This is a genomic window from Microcystis panniformis FACHB-1757 (assembly GCF_001264245.1).
Classification (GTDB): domain Bacteria; phylum Cyanobacteriota; class Cyanobacteriia; order Cyanobacteriales; family Microcystaceae; genus Microcystis; species Microcystis panniformis.
Map to the genome: position 1 here is coordinate 835,016 of NZ_CP011339.1, position 19,280 is coordinate 854,295.

Sequence of the window (19,280 nt, forward strand, 5' to 3'; positions counted from 1 at the left end):
TTTAAGATTGTGTTTCCTGACGGGGAATATAGACCCCTATGGCCGCTGGAATAACTCGAAACATGGCGGGAGTAGTGCTAGTAATTTCGCCATCGGTGTTAATACTATGGGGTTTACGAGTCTGAATTTGAATTTCTTTCCCCTTAAGAGTTCTCACCCAAGATAATAAACCCTGTTGTCCTCGCGGTAATGTCCATAAAAGCGGGAAAATTTGCCACCAGTGTTCAATTTCTAGGCTATATAAATCTAACCTTTGATCGTCGATTTGGGCATCATGAGCGATCGGCATTCCTCCCCCATAATAACGACCATTTCCGATCGCTATTTGTAGGGTTTTAACTTTGATATTTTGGCCATCAATACCGATCATAGCGGTAAAAGGACGAGTTTTACTTAATACCTGTAAAGCTGTCCAAGCGTAGGCCAAAATCCCCAAACGTCGCTTTAAACCCTTGTTCAGTTTTTGGGTAATTTTCACACTTAATCCTAAACTAGCCACGTTGAAAAAGTATTTATTATTTACCCAACCTAGATCGATATATTTTAAATTACCTTCCGCAATAATTCGACAGGCTTCGGCAATAGAATTCGGTATCCCTAAAGTCCGGGCTAAATCATTAGCCGTTCCCAGAGGTATAATGCCTAAAGGCAGTTGAGTTTCTACCAACATATCCGCCATAGCATTAAGAGTCCCATCGCCACCACCGACAATAACTAAATCAATACTAGAGCGATATTTTTCCAGCAAAAAAGGTATATCTTCTACCTTTTTCAAAGGGACGCTGATAATTTCAAAATCCCAATTATTGAGCAGATCAACAGTTTGAGCAAAGTTTTCTTTACCCTTGCGCGAGTGACGATTGATTAGTAGTAAAGCTCTTTTAGTCATAGGTAAGTTTCTCAGCAGTGCAGGGATAAAGGTTATGTAATTAGGAGTTGCTGAATAAATGTGAAATATAGACGAGGTAAGGGTTTTAGTGGCTGGTTTTGCGAAACAGGTGCAAGTCCTGTAGGGGCGAAGCATTCGGGCATAACCTATCGCTGAAACCGTAGATTTTCTATCCGAATCCTTCGCCCTTATTTTTTCAGCAAACCCTAATTAAATCAGAAAAAATATCAGGTGATTGTCAATAATTTAGCCCCATTGATCACTAAATTTTAGTTAATAGCCCTTTCTTCGAGAAAATGTTCTACCATTGCCTCTAGGTATGATAGCAAATTCAGACCCTTCAAGGCCATGAAACGAAGATAATGGCAGACAATTACTTGATTTTACTGATAACGGGCGTTTTTTCGGGCTTATTAGCGGGTTTATTCGGTATTGGGGGTGGCACTATCTCCGTGGCGATCCTGTTAAATTTGGGCCACAGTTACGGGGAATCGGTGGCTACCAGCAGTTTAGCGATCGTTTTCACTTCCCTAGGAGGTACGCTCCAAAATTGGCGATTAGGTTCCCTCAAATGGCAGCGAGTTCTCCTCTTAGGTTTACCCGGGATTTTTACGGCATTTATCGGGGTCTATCTGGTCAAATATAGCCCCAAACACCTCCTAGAAGCGGCTTTTGGTTGTTTTTTACTGCTCAATATCTATTTAACCAATCTCAAGCAAAATTTAAGCCAAAAAGAGCCAGTTTCTGCCATTAGATTGAATCCTAATCTAGCCTGTCTGCTAACCGGAGGAATCGCTGGATTTCTAGCCGGTATTTTCGGAATTGGCGGTGGGGCGATCATGGTGCCACTACAAATGATTTTTTTGGCAGAAAAGATCAAAATCGCCATTGTCACCAGTTTAGGTGTGGTTTTACTCAATTCGATCGCCGCCTGTTTCGCTCATGCCCAAGCCAGTTATATTCTTTATCTACAAGGGATTATTTTAGGTATCGGTGGTTCCCTAGGTGTACAAGTAACCACTCGTTTTTTACCGAAATTACCGGATCGATTGGTGCGGATTACTTTTTATATTTTTCTGCTACTGATGGCCATTTATTTCTTCATCCGCGCTTGCTCTTAGACCGCATCAACGGACTCGTTAAATCTCAACTTTCTAACCTTTCTAGTCTCTCCCTGATTGGCTTTTTCCGTGTTCATCAATAAAAAACGGAGAATACTTGACAAATTCGGGGGGGGAGAATAAAGGAGACATAATTTTAGATGCCTATTGTGGGTGTGGAACGACTCCATCAAGTGGTTATTTATCTAAGGAAAAGTGACTCCCCCAAAGTCCGACAGAATGATTATAAACAAGGGAAAACCTCTCATCAATTTGAAGTGATTAGACTCTGGGAACAACCCTCGGAACCCCTATTAAAGGCTCCCGGACTGTTTCCTTTTGCCATACTTGCTCAAGCTGAGAAACAAGAAAACTTACTGCGGCAAATTGCCCAAGAAATCGAGCAAATCAGCGATAGTCGAGAACAAAGTAATCTGGCTGCATCTACCGCAATTCTAGCCGGGTTAGTATTAGAGAAAGACATCATTCAACGATTATTGAGGAAAGACATCATGAAAGAATCAGTTATCTATCAAGAAATCTGGTCGGAAGGTTTACAAGAGGGACGACAAGAGGGACGACAAGAGGGAGAAGCTAACCTAGTTTTACGTCAATTAAATCGGCGTGTAGGGGACATTTCTCCCGAATTATTGCCCAATATTCGCAGTCTTGACCTAGAACAGTTAGAAAACTTGGGAGAAGCTTTGTTAGATTTTCAGTCACTACAGGATTTAGAACAATGGCTGGAAAATTGCCGAGCTAGTTAGTACAAGTAAACTAAATGCTGTCTATCCATTCCCATGGAAGCAGCAAGCTCTCAACTCCCTTGAGAGTAGTTAACACTTTAATCTATTCCGCGGTAGAGATCGGCGATGGCTAACTCTAGGTTAATACTTTGCAGGATCACCCGATCGCCTGTCTCGTAAATAGTCGTTTCCCATATCCCCAGAGAATTACGGCGACGGCATTCCACGCGCTGGATTTCTTGGGAAATTAATACATATTCTTCTAAAGTTTCTATCTGTTGATAATCTTGGAATTTTTCGCCCTTGTCAAAAGCGGCCGTACTGGGGGAAAGCACTTCCGCAATTAGTTTCGGATAGCGTTTCAGATAACGATCTTGGCGATCGCGCGGATCGCAGGTAACAAAAGCATCGGGATAGTAATAAAACTGATCTTGATAGTTAACCTTGACATTACCCGAGTAAAACCGACAGTCTGTAGAGTCGCCGAAATGTTCGTCAATGACTTTGAGAAAATTGAAGGCGATGCGCTCGTGATTATCCGTACCGCCGGCCATCGCATAAACCAAACCACGTCGGTATTCATGACGGATCTGACTCTGGCGCTCGATAGCGAGATATTCTTGGGGACTGATGTAGTTGGGAACTGCGATCATAATCTCTAGGGGAAAGCCTACTATCAATTATAGTACGAGAATGGCTCTCTTATTCTTTGTGTGATAATTTTTGCTTATGGAATCGTGAAATGCTTATCGGGCAAGACTTTTAGGGCTATTTTTACGTTCAGCGAAGCTCAGTCGAGCCGCGGAAGAAACTATCAGTATAGACCTCGTTTCCACACAGAAACCAGAAGAGCCAAATTTCCAATACTCAGTTTAAATTTAGTACAGCTTAACCAGATTACTTGGAGTAGATAAAATCTCTGAAAAGGGGGTTTTAGTCTCAGCCAAAAATTCAGAAATTGTCTCTCCTTTTCAACAACTATTTGATGTTTTGCCTCCACAGGATATGACATTTTTTCCTTCTTAGCTGAAACTGTCTTGCTTAGTATTAAGCCAGCCCCTTATTTAGTTGTAATCCGTGAAGATTTGCAATTCACTTCTCCTTCCACTGGTAAAGATTTAACATGAGAACCTTGAAACTTTTCCATATTGCTGACTCGCCACATAGACAGAGGAAAAGTAATAGCAAATAAACCAAAAACTCCCACTAAAATCCAGACGATATTGTGCATTTTACGAGAGGAAAGTTTTCTAATTTGAACATCCATTTTGTTACCTCCATAAGTTTAAGTTAAGGGTAAATAAGGAAAGATAGGATGCCATGACATAGCGGTGGCGGCAATAATGAGGGCGAAAAACCAAAAGAGAATTGTTTTAGCCTTAATCTTGCGATCTTTCCAGAGATAATGGAGTATAGGCCAACTGATTAACCAGCCAATTAATAACATAGTTTCTTTGCCGGTATAACTGCCAATATTACCCCACATTTTGCTAGGATTTTTACTGCCAGGAATCCAAGACCCTAAATTCCAGAGCAGAGTTTCTACGGTTTTTGTCTGGTCTGCATCGGAAAAATGGTGAGAAACCATCATTAAACAACAACCGATTGCGGCGCTAATAATTGCCGCAGCTGCAGGGCCAGAAGTAGCGGGAGAACGTTTGGCACCTTGGGCTAAACCTTGGGGAAATTGTTGTACAAAAGCCCAGATTTTACCGTACCAAGGGCTATCAACATAGGGTTGTGTCATGAGAGTTGCTCCTATTTTTTAAGAGTTCGTAACTGTGTAAAACCCAAAATTCCCACCGCTAAAAGTCCCATAATGGTGCTAGGTTCGGGTACAGATTCTAGGAGAAAAGCGCGGGTTTCCGTTTCTCCCAATTCATTAGTAAAAGTGCCAAAACCAATAATTTGGCCACGCCCATTAATGCCCGTGGCTTGATTTAAAACCCAACCCGTACCATTAATGACTAAATTATTTAAATCAAATAACTGGCCTTCTTGCCAAAGAGTCGCATGGGCAACTTCACTAGCAAGATTAGAAAAGCCAACAATTTGACCAGATTCGTTAATACTTAAAGCATCGCCTCGCGTACCACCAAGACTGCCTAAATTAATCAAATTGCCGTTATCCCAGAGGAATCCACTAGAGGTTAAAGTGGCTCCTGAACCATTAGTCGCTTGACCAATAACTAAGCCATTTTCGTTAAGATCTCGGGCAAAACTTTGGGCGAATCCGTTGGGAATTCCTAGATTAGTCAGGACAAAATTACCATTGGCATCCTGCTCCCAAAAAGCAGCACTGTAGACATTAGTTCCGTCCACTACACCATCGGAGTCTACATAACCAACGATTTCGGTATTGTCATTAATGGCTAAACCAAAATTTTGATCGCCGTCAAGACTAGGTAAGTTGATGCGCGTACCATCTTCCCAGAAAATAGCGTTTCTTCGATTGGTTTCAAAGATATGATAACCAGCAATCTGATTGCTGTTGTTGATGTCGATAAAATAACTTTCCAGGCCACCAAAGTTATAAATGTTGAGGTCGTAACCCCCGGAACCGTTAGGAGTCCACAATAACGCCCGGTCTGTGGGTCCGGCGGTTTCATCTCCCGCACCGACAATCATCCCTGCGTCATTAATAGAACGAGATAAACCACCGCGACCGGGGAGAGTGACGGGGGTGCCGCCATTAACTGGGCCAGTAAGGGGTAAAGCCGTTATCGTACCGTTTTCCCAGATATAGCCACTAGAAGCGGTATTACCGGCAGTGCGGGAACGACCGACGATTTGACCTTGGTTGTTAATGCTGGCTGCCCTCGTATCCGTACCATCGGGGCTGAGTGTACCCAAGTCGGTGATTTTATACATCGAACCCGCTAGGGCAGGAGACACAGTATGTAAGCCGAAAACAGTGGCTAGAACGAGCGAAAGTTGAATTTTAGTCATTTTTGAGTTGAATCAGCAAATAAGGGTTTACAGAGCCTGAATTTTGGCGACACCGAGGCCGCTAACGAGACCACCCATAGCAAAAAACATCATTGCCATCAGAGCAATGCAAGTGGCTGTTAACACCGGTCGGTTAGCTTTGTCCAAAATTGAGTCGCCGTATTTCCAGAGAATCCAAGTGCAGGCCACGCCTAGGGGTAGGGTAAAAAGGACGCTGAATTCGTGGTATTCCATGAGGACGTATTGACCGAGGGGCGAATTTTCCTTTAGCCATGCCCGCGCACCGCCAAACTCTAAATCGGCCCGATAGCGCATATAGGCTAAATTACCAGTGGCGATCGCTAAAAAAGCGAGGACGGTAGCCCAGAAGGTGAGGGTTCGCATTTGCCGCAAGAGTTTGCTAGAACCTCTTAACAGGGGAAAAGCGAGGTGGCCTGCGTAAACAATGACGACTAGGGCTAATAAAGAGCCAAAACCGTGAATTGTGCCTAACCATCGCTGCCACGGACTCGGATGCAGGAGATTGACGAAGGGCAGGAATAAAAATAAGCCCGCCGAGAGGATTCCTAGCCCATAAACGCAAACGGTGGCGATATCTAGGGTTTTGGGGAAATCTATTTTTTCGGATTCTGTGGGATCAGATAACATCTGCTTCTCCTTGACGATTTGGAAAGAGTAAATGAGAAATTATCTCAATTAAGTCGAACTTTGATCAAAAAAGTCCAGAGAATACCTGTGTCCAACCATCAAAGGATTTTTAGACTCAAGTTGACGCTCAATAACGTCAAGACTAGAATTTAGACATAGACAAAGCTGGCGCTAAATGATTCTAGTAATCACTTAGCCTCAACTATGCACTGCTAAAGGAGCGACTGGCATCGCTTCTTTGGTTTAATCAGGCTCTAGACTAATTTTCTTGTCAACCATTCAGTCTAGGGCTTTTTTTTAGCCAAGTCTAGTATCAACAATATTTTTTAATAGTTGAGAATAATTCTTAACTATTTTGAAGCTAATGCTTAAATCTCTGGCACAATTGATTTTTGATGGTTTAAAAACGCTAAAAATAAGGATTAAGTGGCATAAAATATCCAAATAGACTGTTTAATTGATTACTGTTCCTTCTTAATTCTCCTGGCTACTGGCTGCTGACTCCTAACCAACCAAGATAATTTTTGATTTTTACAAGAGGTCTATTCCTAAGGGTGTCACACTACGGCTATCGGTCTTCTCCCCACTCCCCCCCCGCAACGCTCACGAAGTGGTCTCCCCACTGCGGTAAACTAAATGAGATGATCCACGGGAGTTATGACTATGACCACTCACTTTATTAGTGCCGAAATCGACCTACAGGAAACCCCGCAACAACTGCAGCAAGAAATCGAAAAAGAATTAGCCAAACGGGGTGAACCCTTGCGTTGGGCAATCACAGAAGTGGATAGCGAGAATAATCAAGTCAAAGTCGAAGCGATTGTCACCACTGCCTCGTGAATTCCCGTCCCTATACCGCCGTACTAATTATTCCCACCGGCATCGGGGCCGCGATTGGCGGTTATGCTGGGGATGGCATTCCCGTGGCCAGAGCGATCGCCAAAGTTTGCGATCGCCTAATTACCCATCCCAATGTCCTTAATGGCGCACAACTGTACTGGCCTCTGGACAACACCTATTATGTGGAGGGTTACGCTTTAGATCGTTTTGCCCGGGGGGATTGGGGATTAAGTCCCGTCCATCAAAATCGCATCGGGTTACTATTCGATCGCGCCATTGAATTTGACCTCTTGCAAAGACACCTTCAGGCTGCCGATGCTGTCCGGGCCACCCTAGGCTTAGATCTGACCGATTACGTTATCACCGATGCCCCCTTAAATGTGCAGTTGCGAGAGGCAGCCTCTGGGGCCAGTTGGGGAACAATTGGTAATCCCGACAGCTTGCTGCGGGGAGCAGAAAAACTGATTAACCAGGGCCGGGCGGAAGCGATCGCCATTGTTGCCCGTTTTCCCGACGATCCCGATAGCATTGCCCTGGCTAATTATCGCCATGGTCAGGGGGTGGATCCCCTTGCCGGGGCCGAGGCGGTAATTTCCCATCTGGTGGTCCGACAATTCCAAATACCGGCAGCCCACGCTCCCGCTTTAAGTCCGCTGCCCCTCGATCCGCAACTTTCCCCCAAGGCCGCGGCCGAAGAAATCGGTTATACTTTTTTACCCTGCGTTTTGGTGGGTTTAAGTCGCGCCCCCCAATTGGTCAAGCAGCCCAGTCCCGATGCTATTTGGAGCCGGGAGGTGGACGCGCTGATCGTTCCCGCCAGTGCCTGCGGCTCTAGCACAGTTTTTAGTTTTTGTCAAGAAAAAACTGTACTGATTGCTGTTGGGGAAAATAGTACAAGAATGAAGGTGGCCCCGGAACCTCTAGGGGTGAAAGCAATTAGGGTACACTCGTATATGGAGGCGATCGGTGCGATCGTTTGTCAACGGGCCGGGGTTAACCTAGCATCTCTTCGCCCTACTTTAAACTCTTTACGCTGTTTATCCGAGAATCCGTGACTAATTCCCCTAATTCCGAATTTGATCCCCTGACACGCACACAAGTCCTCACCATTATGGCGGTAACGGCGATTATCTTGCTGGTAGTCGCCAAAGTTTGGCAATATTTCGGTGCGATCGCTATTCCCGCCATTCGCTGGACTCTCCCGGATTTCTTGTTCGGATTAGCCTTAGCGGGGGCAATTAGTGGAATTAGTGGGCTTCTCTATCGTTTTTGGTCTAGTTATCGCCATAGTGCTAACGCTTACTTACAATTAGTCATTAAACCTTTAGCTTGGCCTGATTTAATTTGGATTGGATTACTGCCGGGGTTAAGTGAAGAATTATTATTTCGCGGGGTAATTTTGCCAGCTTTAGGCTTAAATATCTTTGGTTTAACCGTTTCTAGTCTAATTTTTGGTATCCTCCATTTTAGCGGTTCCCAACAATGGCCCTATGTTATCTGGGCAACTGTTGTCGGTTTTGCCCTCGGTTATACCGTCATCATCACCAGTAATTTATTAATCCCGATCCTCGCTCATGTTATCACCAATCTCCTCGCTAGTTTTCTCTGGAAATTACAGCATAGTAATCAGTAATCAGTTATCAGTTATCAGTAATCAGTTATCAGTTATCAGTGGGTAAGTTATCAGTGATCAGATTTGAGTTTTAAGTGAGCAGTATTAAATAGAAGTTTCCTACTGTCTTTTCACTGATTACTGTTTACTGTTCACTGAAAATACTCCCTTCTCCCCAATTTATATTCATAATTCCCACTCCCCCGTCTCCTGTCTCCTGTCTTCTGTCTCCTGTCTCCTGTCTCCTGTCTCCTCTAAAAAATATGCAAGTACAATTTCGCGAATTTAATCCTTTTGATGTCTGGTTTTGGCTGGAATTTTCGACGGTTCCCTCGAATTCAGTTATCAGTAATCAGTTATCAGTTATCAGTGGGTAAGTTATCAGTGATCAGATTTGAGTTTTAAGTGAGCAGTATTAAATAGAAGTTTCCTACTGTCTTTTCACTGATTACTGTTTACTGTTCACTGAAAATACTCCCTTCTCCCCAATTTATATTCATAATTCCCACTCCCCCGTCTCCTGTCTCCTGTCTTCTGTCTCCTGTCTCCTGTCTCCTGTCTCCTCTAAAAAATATGCAAGTACAATTTCGCGAATTTAATCCTTTTGATGTCTGGTTTTGGCTGGAATTTTCGACGGTTCCCTCGAATTCAGTTATCAGTAATCAGTTATCAGTTATCAGTGGGTAAGTTATCAGTGATCAGATTTGAGTTTTAAGTGAGCAGTATTAAATAGAAGTTTCCTACTGTCTTTTCACTGATTACTGTTTACTGTTCACTGAAAATACTCCCTTCTCCCCAATTTATATTCATAATTCCCACTCCCCCGTCTCCTGTCTCCTGTCTTCTGTCTCCTGTCTCCTGTCTCCTGTCTCCTCTAAAAAATATGCAAGTACAATTTCGCGAATTTAATCCTTTTGATGTCTGGTTTTGGCTGGAATTTTCGACGGTTCCCTCGAATTCAGTTATCAGTAATCAGTTATCAGTTATCAGTGGGTAAGTTATCAGTGATCAGATTTGAGTTTTAAGTGAGCAGTATTAAATAGAAGTTTCCTACTGTCTTTTCACTGATTACTGTTTACTGTTCACTGAAAATACTCCCTTCTCCCCAATTTATATTCATAATTCCCACTCCCCCGTCTCCTGTCTCCTGTCTTCTGTCTCCTGTCTCCTGTCTCCTGTCTCCTCTAAAAAATATGCAAGTACAATTTCGCGAATTTAATCCTTTTGATGTCTGGTTTTGGCTGGAATTTTCGACGGTTCCCTCGAATTCAGTTATCAGTAATCAGTTATCAGTTATCAGTGGGTAAGTTATCAGTGATCAGATTTGAGTTTTAAGTGAGCAGTATTAAATAGAAGTTTCCTACTGTCTTTTCACTGATTACTGTTTACTGTTCACTGAAAATACTCCCTTCTCCCCAATTTATATTCATAATTCCCACTCCCCCGTCTCCTGTCTCCTGTCTTCTGTCTCCTGTCTCCTGTCTCCTGTCTCCTCTAAAAAATATGCAAGTACAATTTCGCGAATTTAATCCTTTTGATGTCTGGTTTTGGCTGGAATTTTCGACGGTTCCCTCGAATTCAGTTATCAGTAATCAGTTATCAGTTATCAGTGGGTAAGTTATCAGTGATCAGATTTGAGTTTTAAGTGAGCAGTATTAAATAGAAGTTTCCTACTGTCTTTTCACTGATTACTGTTTACTGTTCACTGAAAATACTCCCTTCTCCCCAATTTATATTCATAATTCCCACTCCCCCGTCTCCTGTCTCCTGTCTTCTGTCTCCTGTCTCCTGTCTCCTGTCTCCTCTAAAAAATATGCAAGTACAATTTCGCGAATTTAATCCTTTTGATGTCTGGTTTTGGCTGGAATTTTCGACGGTTCCCTCGAATTCAGTTATCAGTAATCAGTTATCAGTTATCAGTGGGTAAGTTATCAGTGATCAGATTTGAGTTTTAAGTGAGCAGTATTAAATAGAAGTTTCCTACTGTCTTTTCACTGATTACTGTTTACTGTTCACTGAAAATACTCCCTTCTCCCCAATTTATATTCATAATTCCCACTCCCCCGTCTCCTGTCTCCTGTCTTCTGTCTCCTGTCTCCTGTCTCCTGTCTCCTCTAAAAAATATGCAAGTACAATTTCGCGAATTTAATCCTTTTGATGTCTGGTTTTGGCTGGAATTTTCGACGGTTCCCTCGAATTCAGTTATCAGTAATCAGTTATCAGTTATCAGTGGGTAAGTTATCAGTGATCAGATTTGAGTTTTAAGTGAGCAGTATTAAATAGAAGTTTCCTACTGTCTTTTCACTGATTACTGTTTACTGTTCACTGAAAATACTCCCTTCTCCCCAATTTATATTCATAATTCCCACTCCCCCGTCTCCTGTCTCCTGTCTTCTGTCTCCTGTCTCCTGTCTCCTGTCTCCTCTAAAAAATATGCAAGTACAATTTCGCGAATTTAATCCTTTTGATGTCTGGTTTTGGCTGGAATTTTCGACGGTTCCCTCGAATTCAGTTATCAGTAATCAGTTATCAGTTATCAGTGGGTAAGTTATCAGTGATCAGATTTGAGTTTTAAGTGAGCAGTATTAAATAGAAGTTTCCTACTGTCTTTTCACTGATTACTGTTTACTGTTCACTGAAAATACTCCCTTCTCCCCAATTTATATTCATAATTCCCACTCCCCCGTCTCCTGTCTCCTGTCTTCTGTCTCCTGTCTCCTGTCTCCTGTCTCCTCTAAAAAATATGCAAGTACAATTTCGCGAATTTAATCCTTTTGATGTCTGGTTTTGGCTGGAATTTTCGACGGTTCCCTCGAATTCAGTTATCAGTAATCAGTTATCAGTTATCAGTGGGTAAGTTATCAGTGATCAGATTTGAGTTTTAAGTGAGCAGTATTAAATAGAAGTTTCCTACTGTCTTTTCACTGATTACTGTTTACTGTTCACTGAAAATACTCCCTTCTCCCCAATTTATATTCATAATTCCCACTCCCCCGTCTCCTGTCTCCTGTCTTCTGTCTCCTGTCTCCTGTCTCCTGTCTCCTCTAAAAAATATGCAAGTACAATTTCGCGAATTTAATCCTTTTGATGTCTGGTTTTGGCTGGAATTTTCGACGGTTCCCTCGAATTCAGTTATCAGTAATCAGTTATCAGTTATCAGTGGGTAAGTTATCAGTGATCAGATTTGAGTTTTAAGTGAGCAGTATTAAATAGAAGTTTCCTACTGTCTTTTCACTGATTACTGTTTACTGTTCACTGAAAATACTCCCTTCTCCCCAATTTATATTCATAATTCCCACTCCCCCGTCTCCTGTCTCCTGTCTTCTGTCTCCTGTCTCCTGTCTCCTGTCTCCTCTAAAAAATATGCAAGTACAATTTCGCGAATTTAATCCTTTTGATGTCTGGTTTTGGCTGGAATTTTCGACGGTTCCCTCGAATTCAGTTATCAGTAATCAGTTATCAGTTATCAGTGGGTAAGTTATCAGTGATCAGATTTGAGTTTTAAGTGAGCAGTATTAAATAGAAGTTTCCTACTGTCTTTTCACTGATTACTGTTTACTGTTCACTGAAAATACTCCCTTCTCCCCAATTTATATTCATAATTCCCACTCCCCCGTCTCCTGTCTCCTGTCTTCTGTCTCCTGTCTCCTGTCTCCTGTCTCCTCTAAAAAATATGCAAGTACAATTTCGCGAATTTAATCCTTTTGATGTCTGGTTTTGGCTGGAATTTTCGACGGTTCCCTCGAATTCAGTTATCAGTAATCAGTTATCAGTTATCAGTGGGTAAGTTATCAGTGATCAGATTTGAGTTTTAAGTGAGCAGTATTAAATAGAAGTTTCCTACTGTCTTTTCACTGATTACTGTTTACTGTTCACTGAAAATACTCCCTTCTCCCCAATTTATATTCATAATTCCCACTCCCCCGTCTCCTGTCTCCTGTCTTCTGTCTCCTGTCTCCTGTCTCCTGTCTCCTCTAAAAAATATGCAAGTACAATTTCGCGAATTTAATCCTTTTGATGTCTGGTTTTGGCTGGAATTTTCGACGGTTCCCTCGAATTCAGTTATCAGTAATCAGTTATCAGTTATCAGTGGGTAAGTTATCAGTGATCAGATTTGAGTTTTAAGTGAGCAGTATTAAATAGAAGTTTCCTACTGTCTTTTCACTGATTACTGTTTACTGTTCACTGAAAATACTCCCTTCTCCCCAATTTATATTCATAATTCCCACTCCCCCGTCTCCTGTCTCCTGTCTTCTGTCTCCTGTCTCCTGTCTCCTGTCTCCTCTAAAAAATATGCAAGTACAATTTCGCGAATTTAATCCTTTTGATGTCTGGTTTTGGCTGGAATTTTCGACGGTTCCCTCGAATTCAGTTATCAGTAATCAGTTATCAGTTATCAGTGGGTAAGTTATCAGTGATCAGATTTGAGTTTTAAGTGAGCAGTATTAAATAGAAGTTTCCTACTGTCTTTTCACTGATTACTGTTTACTGTTCACTGAAAATACTCCCTTCTCCCCAATTTATATTCATAATTCCCACTCCCCCGTCTCCTGTCTCCTGTCTTCTGTCTCCTGTCTCCTGTCTCCTGTCTCCTCTAAAAAATATGCAAGTACAATTTCGCGAATTTAATCCTTTTGATGTCTGGTTTTGGCTGGAATTTTCGACGGTTCCCTCGAATATGGAACAGCAATATGTAGAAGAAGTTTTTGCCTCTTGGTTTTATTTGGGTAAATTAGGGGCTTTCAATGCCGAAAACCTACAGGTACAGGAGGTGGGAATCGATATTAGTTATATGGAATACGATCCAGATATGGCCGAAAATGCCTTTATGTCACCGATGCACAATATGACCGATTTTGAATACTTAGGTACTTGGGGACGTTGCTGGTTTGATCTCGGTACTAGCGATCTTATTGCTTTGGATATTTTAATCAATGCCTTGACCCAATTAAGTAAGGATTTTGTCGATATTAAACGTTTAATTATCGGGGGAGAAAATCAAGATTGGCCAGTCAGCGATCGCAGTAATTATCTTTTTAGCGAATAATTAGGGTTTACTGAAAAAGTTTCTTGGTTGAGTCAGTATTCAGTATTCAGGAGGAGATAGGGTGATAGGGTTTTGGGGTGATAGGGTTTTGGGGTGATAGGGTTTTGGGGTGATAGGGTGATGAGACAGCTTCCCCACTCCCCCACTCCCCCACTCCCCCACTCCCCCACTTCCCCACTTCCCCACTTCCCCACTTCCCCACACCCCACAACCCACACCCCACAACCCACTTAAATCTATGCTTAATCTCGTCTCCCTTCCAGAAATTCCCGCCGCCGCTTGGAAACGTCCTCTCGGCAAAGGTTGGGAAAAACCCTACAGCGTCCGCTATGCCAGCAATTTAGATGATGGTCCTTGGCATGGGATGCCTCTGGGGGGATTTGGGGCCGGTTGCATCGGACGTTCCCCCAAAGGTGACTTTAACCTCTGGCATCTGGACGGCGGTGAACACAGTTTTAATAGCCTTGCGGCCTGTCAATTTAGCATTTTTGAACAAACAGAAGACGGAAGCGCCCAAGCCTACGCTATGGCGACGGAAAGCCCCAAGGATGGAACATTATCGCGCTGGTCGTGGTATCCAGCCGAAAAGGGAACATATTCTGCCCTTTATCCCCGCAGTTGGTACGAGTACAAAGATGTTTTTCAGACTCAATTAATTTGCGAACAATTCTCACCGGTTTGGGCGCATAATTACCAAGAAAGTAGTTATCCTATAGCCCTATTTGAATGGACGGTTCATAACCCCACCGATAAACCGATTACTATTAGTATTATGCTGACTTGGCAAAATACAATCGGTTGGTTTACTAACGCGATTAAATCCCCAGTGGTTAAGGTGAGAGATGATGGTAGTCCCGTCTATGAATATCAATCAAAATGGGGGGAAAGTGAGGGTAATTATAATCAATGGATTGTCGATAATTTCCGCGTTGGCTGTCTGATGCGTCGGGATTACGAAAACCCCGGGGAAGGGGATGGACAGATGGCGATTGCCAGTATTACTAATCCGAGTCTAGAGGTATTCTATCTGGGTAAATGGAACCCTGCCGGCGATGGGGGCGAAGTTTGGGACTATTTCGCCATGAATGGCTCTTTACCGGATATTGAGGACGAAACCCCTGCCGAAAAAGGGGAACAAACGGCCACGGCCATGGCGATTCGTTTTACCATTCGTCCGGGGAAAACTCGCAAAATTCCCTTTATTTTAGCTTGGGATTTACCCGTCACGGAATTTGCCCAAGGAATTAACTATTATCGTCGTTATACGGACTTTTTCGGTCGCAATGGTCAAAATGCTTGGGCGATGGTACGCACGGCTTTAAAACACGGCGATACATGGCGAGAAAATATTATTAACTGGCAAAAACCGATCCTAGAACGCACCGATCTGGCTGCTTGGTTTAAAATGGCTTTATTTAACGAATTATACCTGTTAACGGACGGCGGCACTCTCTGGACGGCAGCCACGGAACAGGATCCCATCGGTCAATTTGGGGTCTTAGAATGTATTGATTATCGTTGGTATGAAAGTCTTGATGTGCGTCTCTATGGTTCCTTTGGGTTACTGATGTTATGGCCGCGCTTAGAAAAGGCCGTGATGGAAGCTTTTGCGAGGGCAATTCCCAGCAGTGACGACACTCCTCGAATTATCGGTTATAACCAAGCTAGTGCCATTCGTAAGGCTAAAAATGCCACTCCCCACGATTTAGGCGCACCCAATGAACACCCTTGGCAAAAGAGCAATTACACCAGTTATCAAGATTGTAATCTCTGGAAAGATTTAGGCAGTGATTTTGTTTTATTAGTTTATCGGGATTATTTATTAACGGGGGCTAAAGATGAGGATTTTCTGCGGGAATGTTGGCCGTCAATTGTCCTGACTTTGCAATATTTAAAAACTTTTGACCTTGATAACGATGGCATCCCCGAAAATTCTGGTGCACCAGACCAAACCTTTGATGATTGGCGTTTACAGGGAATTAGTGCCTATTGTGGTGGTTTGTGGATAGCGGCCCTAGAAGCGACGCTTAAAATTGGCGAAATCATTGGAGAAGATACAGCAATTTTTACCAGTTGGTTACAGCAATCTCGCGCTATTTATCATCAGACTCTCTGGAATGGAGAATATTATAATTTAGATAGTGGCAGTGGTTCCGATGTGGTGATGACTGACCAATTATGCGGTCAATTTTATGCCCGTTTATTGGCTTTACCGGATGTGGTAGAAAATCAATACACGCAATCAGCTTTAAGTAAGATTTATCAGGCTTGTTTTCTCAAGTTTCATGGGGGAAAATTTGGGGCAGCAAATGGGTTAAAACCCGATGGTACTCCCGAAAATCCCGAGGCAACTCATCCCTTAGAAGTTTGGGTAGGAATTAATTTTGGGTTGGTGGCTTTTTTACTACAAATGGGAATGGAAAAGCAAGGATGGCAAATTACGGAAGCGGTGGTGCGACAAGTTTATGAAAATGGCCTACAATTTCGCACCCCGGAAGCAATAACATCGGTGGGAACTTTTCGCGCCTGTCATTATTTACGCGCCATGGCTATCTGGGCTATCTATGGGGTTTTGACGGAATTTCAGGGATAAAACAGGATTATCGCCATCTAACTGGTGATCTGGTTTTACCTGGTAAATCACTCTAATCCTAAATCCGGTTATTAAAAACTGATTATTTATTCTCGGTTTTGCCCTTTGCCTCTCCTGATATGTAGCCTATACTCAGGGGATTTAAGTAGTTAGGCGTTAAAAATTATCAGATGCCCCCCTTATTAAGGGGAGATCAAGGGGGGACTAAGGGGGGATCGGCACCACCCTTATTAAGGGGGGATCAAGGGGGATTAAAGGCAAAATCCGTTTTTAATTTAATTATAACCAGCTACTTAGTCTAAACGCTGTAGGCTGGAGAAACCTGACTCGATCGATGAGCGTCAGCTATACCATGAAAAGAACGATTTCCCGGATTGTCTGGATACTTCTCTCGCTGGCGGCGATCGCTCTAGCGGTGTTTCTGTTCAGTCCGCGCCCCGTGGAAGAAGCCAAGGCTGACTACTGGATCATGAGTCGGTTAGCGGTCAATCAACCGGGCTATTTTCCCCTAGAGCAATCCCTCGATCCGCGATGGTATCGCCCGATCGCCCCCTGGATCGGTCGCCTGATTTTGCCAAAACCGGAGGAATATTCGGCCACACCGGGGGAAGATTGGACTTGGTTGCAGGTTTACCAAGCACCCCGGCCGGATTTAGTCGGTCAAAAAGTTCGTTTAGGTTGGCGGCAATCCCCGGCACTGGCTCGATATTTAGGACTGGTTACTAAGGATATTCGCTTCACTCCAGAGGCGATCGAGAGTGAAAAACAGGGAAATATCCTACCGACTCGCTTGAATGGTCGTTCAGGGGTCGGACCACTGCAAGCGCTGGCCGGATCGCGACCGCTCGATGATGTGGTCGTCAGCTTTCCCGATGCAGAAATCGGGGAAACGTCATTACAAGTGGAGCGAATGCCCTTGATCGTTACCGGGCGCTTCGTGGCATTGGTGAAAATTATCGGCGAAGCTCCCCTCCGAACCCCCACCGACATCCCCAAGGTTTGCCCCGGTTCACCCCCCTGTGGGAGCGAACTTTTCCGAGTGCAACACTATAACCGCGACAGTGGACAATTCGACGGCAGCTCGGAAGTGATCCGCATTCCCCAACAACCCTTAGTTTCTGGAGGACGTTTTATCTCCACCCCTCGACAGTTAGCAGCAGCAAGCGAAGGAAAGGAGGGCTGGTATATCTACGGGGTGCAGGGACGGGATAACCTCTTTACCGTTCAAGCGCTCAAACCCCGATCGCTGTTTCAACTGCAACCGACGGAAATCCTGACTGGGGTGCGATCGGGCCAAGATTACATCACCCGTGGCACTTGGAACGATACCCCCGCCCGCAAAGGAACCGCCAGTCGGGTAACAGTCCTGCCGGAGGGTGAAAAAAAATCGTGGAAAGAGGGGGATAAAGGAATAGGAATTCATCTCTTCGGGGGAATCGGCGGTAAAAAAGGCGAATCAATACAATTGGCAACGGTAACGGGTCATTTTTCCTATTTTCTCTACGAAGTGATTCGGGATGCCCAGACGGGAGAGCTGCAGTGGCAGCTCGATTACGATCAGGTGTATGCTCACAATCCCCAGGGGATTTTATCGGGATATCAGAGTTGGGCGAACTATACGGGTAGTTTAGAGCGGGGATGGCTTAATTCCCGACCCATATCCGATGCGATCGTGAAATTAGACCTATTGGAGGATTACAACTTTGGCGGGGTTTCTCTGTCCCCCCTGACAGAATTCCGCAAGCAGTTAGAGATCATGATGGCTCGCTACCGAATCGGGGACGGGACCGGGGTTTCTAGTGTTACCCCCGCGACTTCCTGCGTCCAGGACTCGAATCAGGCCCTTTATATCACGATCGCTACCCTGCGCCACCAGTTTGAAACCGATCCAAAGATCGCCGCTTGGTTGACAACCCATGCCGACGATCCGGAAACCTTGCGTTTTCAACGTTTGGGACAATTGGGCGATCGTTTAGAACAAGTATTAGCTCCCCGGGGGGTGATCCGGGCCGATTGGCGGCAAAACGCCCAAATTCTCGCCGGTATCACCGATAGTCGCGGAAAAGGCTTTATTCGGGAAAATACACTGGCCAACGCTCTACTAAGCTGGCGCTCGATGTTACCGCGAGGCAGCAATGACGTGATCGGTGAGATTTTCTTGCGGTCAGGAGCTACTCTCTGGTTCCTCCGTACTAATCAGGTTGGGGGAGCGATGCCGGAGATTTTACCCCTCGCACCGACCAAGTTATTCGGGGAAATGCCGATGATCGCGCCAATGCTCCGTCGCACTTTGGGAGCGCTCGTGCTGCCCCTTACCGGTCGGGATTGGGGGGTGACGGCGATCGGATTGGGATTGTACGCTGTGATCGCCCTGACCATCGGTTTCCGGTCGGGTTTTTTACGTTGGCACTTCCCCGAAGGGAGACCGTTAGAGATACTGAAAATGCTCGTCTTTTGTTTTTTCTTCCCGGCATTCTGGGAGGAATTCGTCTTTCGGGTGCTGTTAATTCCCCATCCGGAAACGGCAACTTCCACAGCTAACCTGATCCTCTCTGCTTTGGTCAGCATCACGCTTTTTACCGTCTATCATCCCCTCAATGCAATTATTTTTTACAAAAAGGGCAATCCGACTTTTTTTCAGCCTATTTTCTTGATTTTAGCGGCTTTATTGGGATTAACTTGCACGGTTATCTATTGGCTGACCGGTTCTCTCTGGACGATCTCGGTGCTGCATTGGTTGGTGGTGGTGGTTTGGTTGCTGTTTTTGAACGGTCTATCTCGACTGACAAGGCGATCGAAGCAAGGCAGTTTTTAAATTTGCTCTCGGTCTCAAGTGCGAAAACCATTTAAAATTGA

15 protein-coding genes and 14 pseudogenes are annotated in these 19,280 nt (G+C 44.1%); 22 read left to right on the plus strand and 7 right to left on the minus strand.

The features are described from left to right. Window position 1 precedes the first annotated feature (1 nt). On the minus strand, window positions 2-889 hold the full coding sequence (locus VL20_RS04100) for a lipid kinase (protein WP_002762832.1): 888 nt from the start codon (window positions 887-889) through the stop codon (window positions 2-4). Window positions 890-1,251: 362 nt separating this feature from the next. Between VL20_RS04100 and VL20_RS04105 the strand changes: the two genes are divergently transcribed. Both VL20_RS04105 and VL20_RS04110 read left to right on the plus strand, forming a co-directional pair. Beyond that, window positions 1,252-2,010 carry a sulfite exporter TauE/SafE family protein gene (locus VL20_RS04105; protein ID WP_002762830.1) on the plus strand — a complete coding sequence of 253 codons (759 nt, stop codon included), beginning with the start codon at window positions 1,252-1,254 and terminating at the stop codon, window positions 2,008-2,010. A gap of 164 nt (window positions 2,011-2,174) precedes the next feature. Next, window positions 2,175-2,756 (plus strand): annotated as a pseudogene (locus VL20_RS04110) (Rpn family recombination-promoting nuclease/putative transposase); the annotation flags it as partial. Between the two features lie 77 nt (window positions 2,757-2,833). On the opposite strand, the gene VL20_RS04115 reads toward VL20_RS04110, so the two are convergent. From VL20_RS04115 to VL20_RS04140, 5 genes are all read right to left on the minus strand, one after another. Further along, entirely contained in the window at window positions 2,834-3,388 is a 555-nt protein-coding gene (locus tag VL20_RS04115; protein ID WP_052275685.1) for a Uma2 family endonuclease, read from the minus strand. Between the two features lie 407 nt (window positions 3,389-3,795). Then, a complete protein-coding gene (locus VL20_RS04125; RefSeq protein ID WP_002762824.1) occupies window positions 3,796-4,002 on the minus strand; it encodes a hypothetical protein in 207 nt (68 codons plus the stop codon). Window positions 4,003-4,020: 18 nt separating this feature from the next. Next, window positions 4,021-4,482 carry a hypothetical protein gene (locus VL20_RS04130; RefSeq protein ID WP_002762822.1) on the minus strand — a complete coding sequence of 154 codons (462 nt, stop codon included), beginning with the start codon at window positions 4,480-4,482 and terminating at the stop codon, window positions 4,021-4,023. An 11-nt stretch (window positions 4,483-4,493) separates the two neighbouring features. Then, window positions 4,494-5,684 carry a PEP-CTERM sorting domain-containing protein gene (locus tag VL20_RS04135; protein ID WP_052275686.1) on the minus strand — a complete coding sequence of 397 codons (1,191 nt, stop codon included), beginning with the start codon at window positions 5,682-5,684 and terminating at the stop codon, window positions 4,494-4,496. A 27-nt stretch (window positions 5,685-5,711) separates the two neighbouring features. Beyond that, on the minus strand, window positions 5,712-6,332 hold the full coding sequence (locus VL20_RS04140) for a hypothetical protein (protein ID WP_052275687.1): 621 nt from the start codon (window positions 6,330-6,332) through the stop codon (window positions 5,712-5,714). A 663-nt stretch (window positions 6,333-6,995) separates the two neighbouring features. On the opposite strand from VL20_RS04140, the gene VL20_RS31560 reads away from it, so the two are divergent. The 18 genes and pseudogenes from VL20_RS31560 to VL20_RS04155 all read left to right on the plus strand — a co-directional run bounded on the left by VL20_RS31560 (window position 6,996) and on the right by VL20_RS04155 (window position 13,831). Further along, entirely contained in the window at window positions 6,996-7,172 is a 177-nt protein-coding gene (locus VL20_RS31560) for a hypothetical protein (protein WP_002762817.1), read from the plus strand. Beyond that, window positions 7,169-8,227 carry a DUF3326 domain-containing protein gene (locus VL20_RS04145; RefSeq protein WP_052275688.1) on the plus strand — a complete coding sequence of 353 codons (1,059 nt, stop codon included), beginning with the start codon at window positions 7,169-7,171 and terminating at the stop codon, window positions 8,225-8,227. Before VL20_RS31560 ends, VL20_RS04145 begins: the two co-directional genes overlap by 4 nt. Further along, window positions 8,224-8,805 (plus strand): CPBP family intramembrane glutamic endopeptidase, encoded by a 582-nt coding sequence (locus VL20_RS04150; RefSeq protein WP_052275689.1) that lies wholly within the window; start codon window positions 8,224-8,226, stop codon window positions 8,803-8,805. Before VL20_RS04145 ends, VL20_RS04150 begins: the two co-directional genes overlap by 4 nt. 242 nt (window positions 8,806-9,047) lie before the next feature. Next, a pseudogene (locus tag VL20_RS27190) lies at window positions 9,048-9,122 on the plus strand (DUF3531 family protein); the annotation flags it as partial. A 235-nt stretch (window positions 9,123-9,357) separates the two neighbouring features. After that, window positions 9,358-9,432 (plus strand): annotated as a pseudogene (locus VL20_RS27195) (DUF3531 family protein); the annotation flags it as partial. 235 nt (window positions 9,433-9,667) lie between these two features. Continuing rightward, a pseudogene (locus VL20_RS27200) lies at window positions 9,668-9,742 on the plus strand (DUF3531 family protein); the annotation flags it as partial. A 235-nt stretch (window positions 9,743-9,977) separates the two neighbouring features. After that, window positions 9,978-10,052: pseudogene (locus VL20_RS27205) on the plus strand (DUF3531 family protein); the annotation flags it as partial. A 235-nt stretch (window positions 10,053-10,287) separates the two neighbouring features. Beyond that, window positions 10,288-10,362 (plus strand): annotated as a pseudogene (locus tag VL20_RS27210) (DUF3531 family protein); the annotation flags it as partial. A 235-nt stretch (window positions 10,363-10,597) separates the two neighbouring features. Further along, window positions 10,598-10,672 (plus strand): annotated as a pseudogene (locus VL20_RS27215) (DUF3531 family protein); the annotation flags it as partial. A gap of 235 nt (window positions 10,673-10,907) precedes the next feature. Beyond that, window positions 10,908-10,982 (plus strand): annotated as a pseudogene (locus VL20_RS27220) (DUF3531 family protein); the annotation flags it as partial. Between the two features lie 235 nt (window positions 10,983-11,217). Beyond that, window positions 11,218-11,292 (plus strand): annotated as a pseudogene (locus VL20_RS27225) (DUF3531 family protein); the annotation flags it as partial. 235 nt (window positions 11,293-11,527) lie between these two features. Continuing rightward, window positions 11,528-11,602 (plus strand): annotated as a pseudogene (locus tag VL20_RS27230) (DUF3531 family protein); the annotation flags it as partial. Window positions 11,603-11,837: 235 nt separating this feature from the next. Continuing rightward, window positions 11,838-11,912 (plus strand): annotated as a pseudogene (locus VL20_RS27235) (DUF3531 family protein); the annotation flags it as partial. Window positions 11,913-12,147: 235 nt separating this feature from the next. Further along, window positions 12,148-12,222, plus strand: a pseudogene (locus tag VL20_RS27240) (DUF3531 family protein); the annotation flags it as partial. A 235-nt stretch (window positions 12,223-12,457) separates the two neighbouring features. Continuing rightward, window positions 12,458-12,532: pseudogene (locus VL20_RS27245) on the plus strand (DUF3531 family protein); the annotation flags it as partial. A 235-nt stretch (window positions 12,533-12,767) separates the two neighbouring features. Beyond that, window positions 12,768-12,842 (plus strand): annotated as a pseudogene (locus VL20_RS27250) (DUF3531 family protein); the annotation flags it as partial. A gap of 235 nt (window positions 12,843-13,077) precedes the next feature. After that, entirely contained in the window at window positions 13,078-13,191 is a 114-nt protein-coding gene (locus VL20_RS27255; RefSeq protein WP_369800433.1) for a DUF3531 family protein, read from the plus strand. A 196-nt stretch (window positions 13,192-13,387) separates the two neighbouring features. Then, complete coding sequence (locus VL20_RS04155; RefSeq protein WP_052275690.1) at window positions 13,388-13,831, plus strand: DUF3531 family protein; 444 nt, start codon at window positions 13,388-13,390, stop codon at window positions 13,829-13,831. A gap of 32 nt (window positions 13,832-13,863) precedes the next feature. Here VL20_RS04155 and VL20_RS04160 read toward each other — a convergent pair whose 3' ends face one another. Next, the gene (locus VL20_RS04160; protein ID WP_052275691.1) at window positions 13,864-14,049 is read right to left on the minus strand and encodes a hypothetical protein; all 186 of its coding nucleotides are present in this window, start codon (window positions 14,047-14,049) and stop codon (window positions 13,864-13,866) included. Window positions 14,050-14,069: 20 nt separating this feature from the next. On the opposite strand from VL20_RS04160, the gene VL20_RS04165 reads away from it, so the two are divergent. Continuing rightward, complete coding sequence (locus VL20_RS04165) at window positions 14,070-16,424, plus strand: GH116 family glycosyl hydrolase (RefSeq protein WP_052275692.1); 2,355 nt, start codon at window positions 14,070-14,072, stop codon at window positions 16,422-16,424. A gap of 334 nt (window positions 16,425-16,758) precedes the next feature. After that, window positions 16,759-19,239 (plus strand): CPBP family glutamic-type intramembrane protease, encoded by a 2,481-nt coding sequence (locus VL20_RS04170; RefSeq protein WP_128575133.1) that lies wholly within the window; start codon window positions 16,759-16,761, stop codon window positions 19,237-19,239. The last annotated feature ends 41 nt before the right edge of the window (window positions 19,240-19,280 follow it).

Coding starts and splice junctions, on each gene's coding strand:
- VL20_RS04100 (WP_002762832.1), bottom strand. CDS start 889: ATGACTAAAAGAGCTTTACTACTAATCAATCGTCACTCGCGCAAGGGT.
- VL20_RS04105 (WP_002762830.1), top strand. CDS start 1,252: ATGGCAGACAATTACTTGATTTTACTGATAACGGGCGTTTTTTCGGGC.
- VL20_RS04115 (WP_052275685.1), bottom strand. CDS start 3,388: ATGATCGCAGTTCCCAACTACATCAGTCCCCAAGAATATCTCGCTATC.
- VL20_RS04125 (WP_002762824.1), bottom strand. CDS start 4,002: ATGGATGTTCAAATTAGAAAACTTTCCTCTCGTAAAATGCACAATATC.
- VL20_RS04130 (WP_002762822.1), bottom strand. CDS start 4,482: ATGACACAACCCTATGTTGATAGCCCTTGGTACGGTAAAATCTGGGCT.
- VL20_RS04135 (WP_052275686.1), bottom strand. CDS start 5,684: ATGACTAAAATTCAACTTTCGCTCGTTCTAGCCACTGTTTTCGGCTTA.
- VL20_RS04140 (WP_052275687.1), bottom strand. CDS start 6,332: ATGTTATCTGATCCCACAGAATCCGAAAAAATAGATTTCCCCAAAACC.
- VL20_RS31560 (WP_002762817.1), top strand. CDS start 6,996: ATGACCACTCACTTTATTAGTGCCGAAATCGACCTACAGGAAACCCCG.
- VL20_RS27255 (WP_369800433.1), top strand. CDS start 13,078: ATGCAAGTACAATTTCGCGAATTTAATCCTTTTGATGTCTGGTTTTGG.
- VL20_RS04155 (WP_052275690.1), top strand. CDS start 13,388: ATGCAAGTACAATTTCGCGAATTTAATCCTTTTGATGTCTGGTTTTGG.
- VL20_RS04165 (WP_052275692.1), top strand. CDS start 14,070: ATGCTTAATCTCGTCTCCCTTCCAGAAATTCCCGCCGCCGCTTGGAAA.
- VL20_RS04170 (WP_128575133.1), top strand. CDS start 16,759: ATGAGCGTCAGCTATACCATGAAAAGAACGATTTCCCGGATTGTCTGG.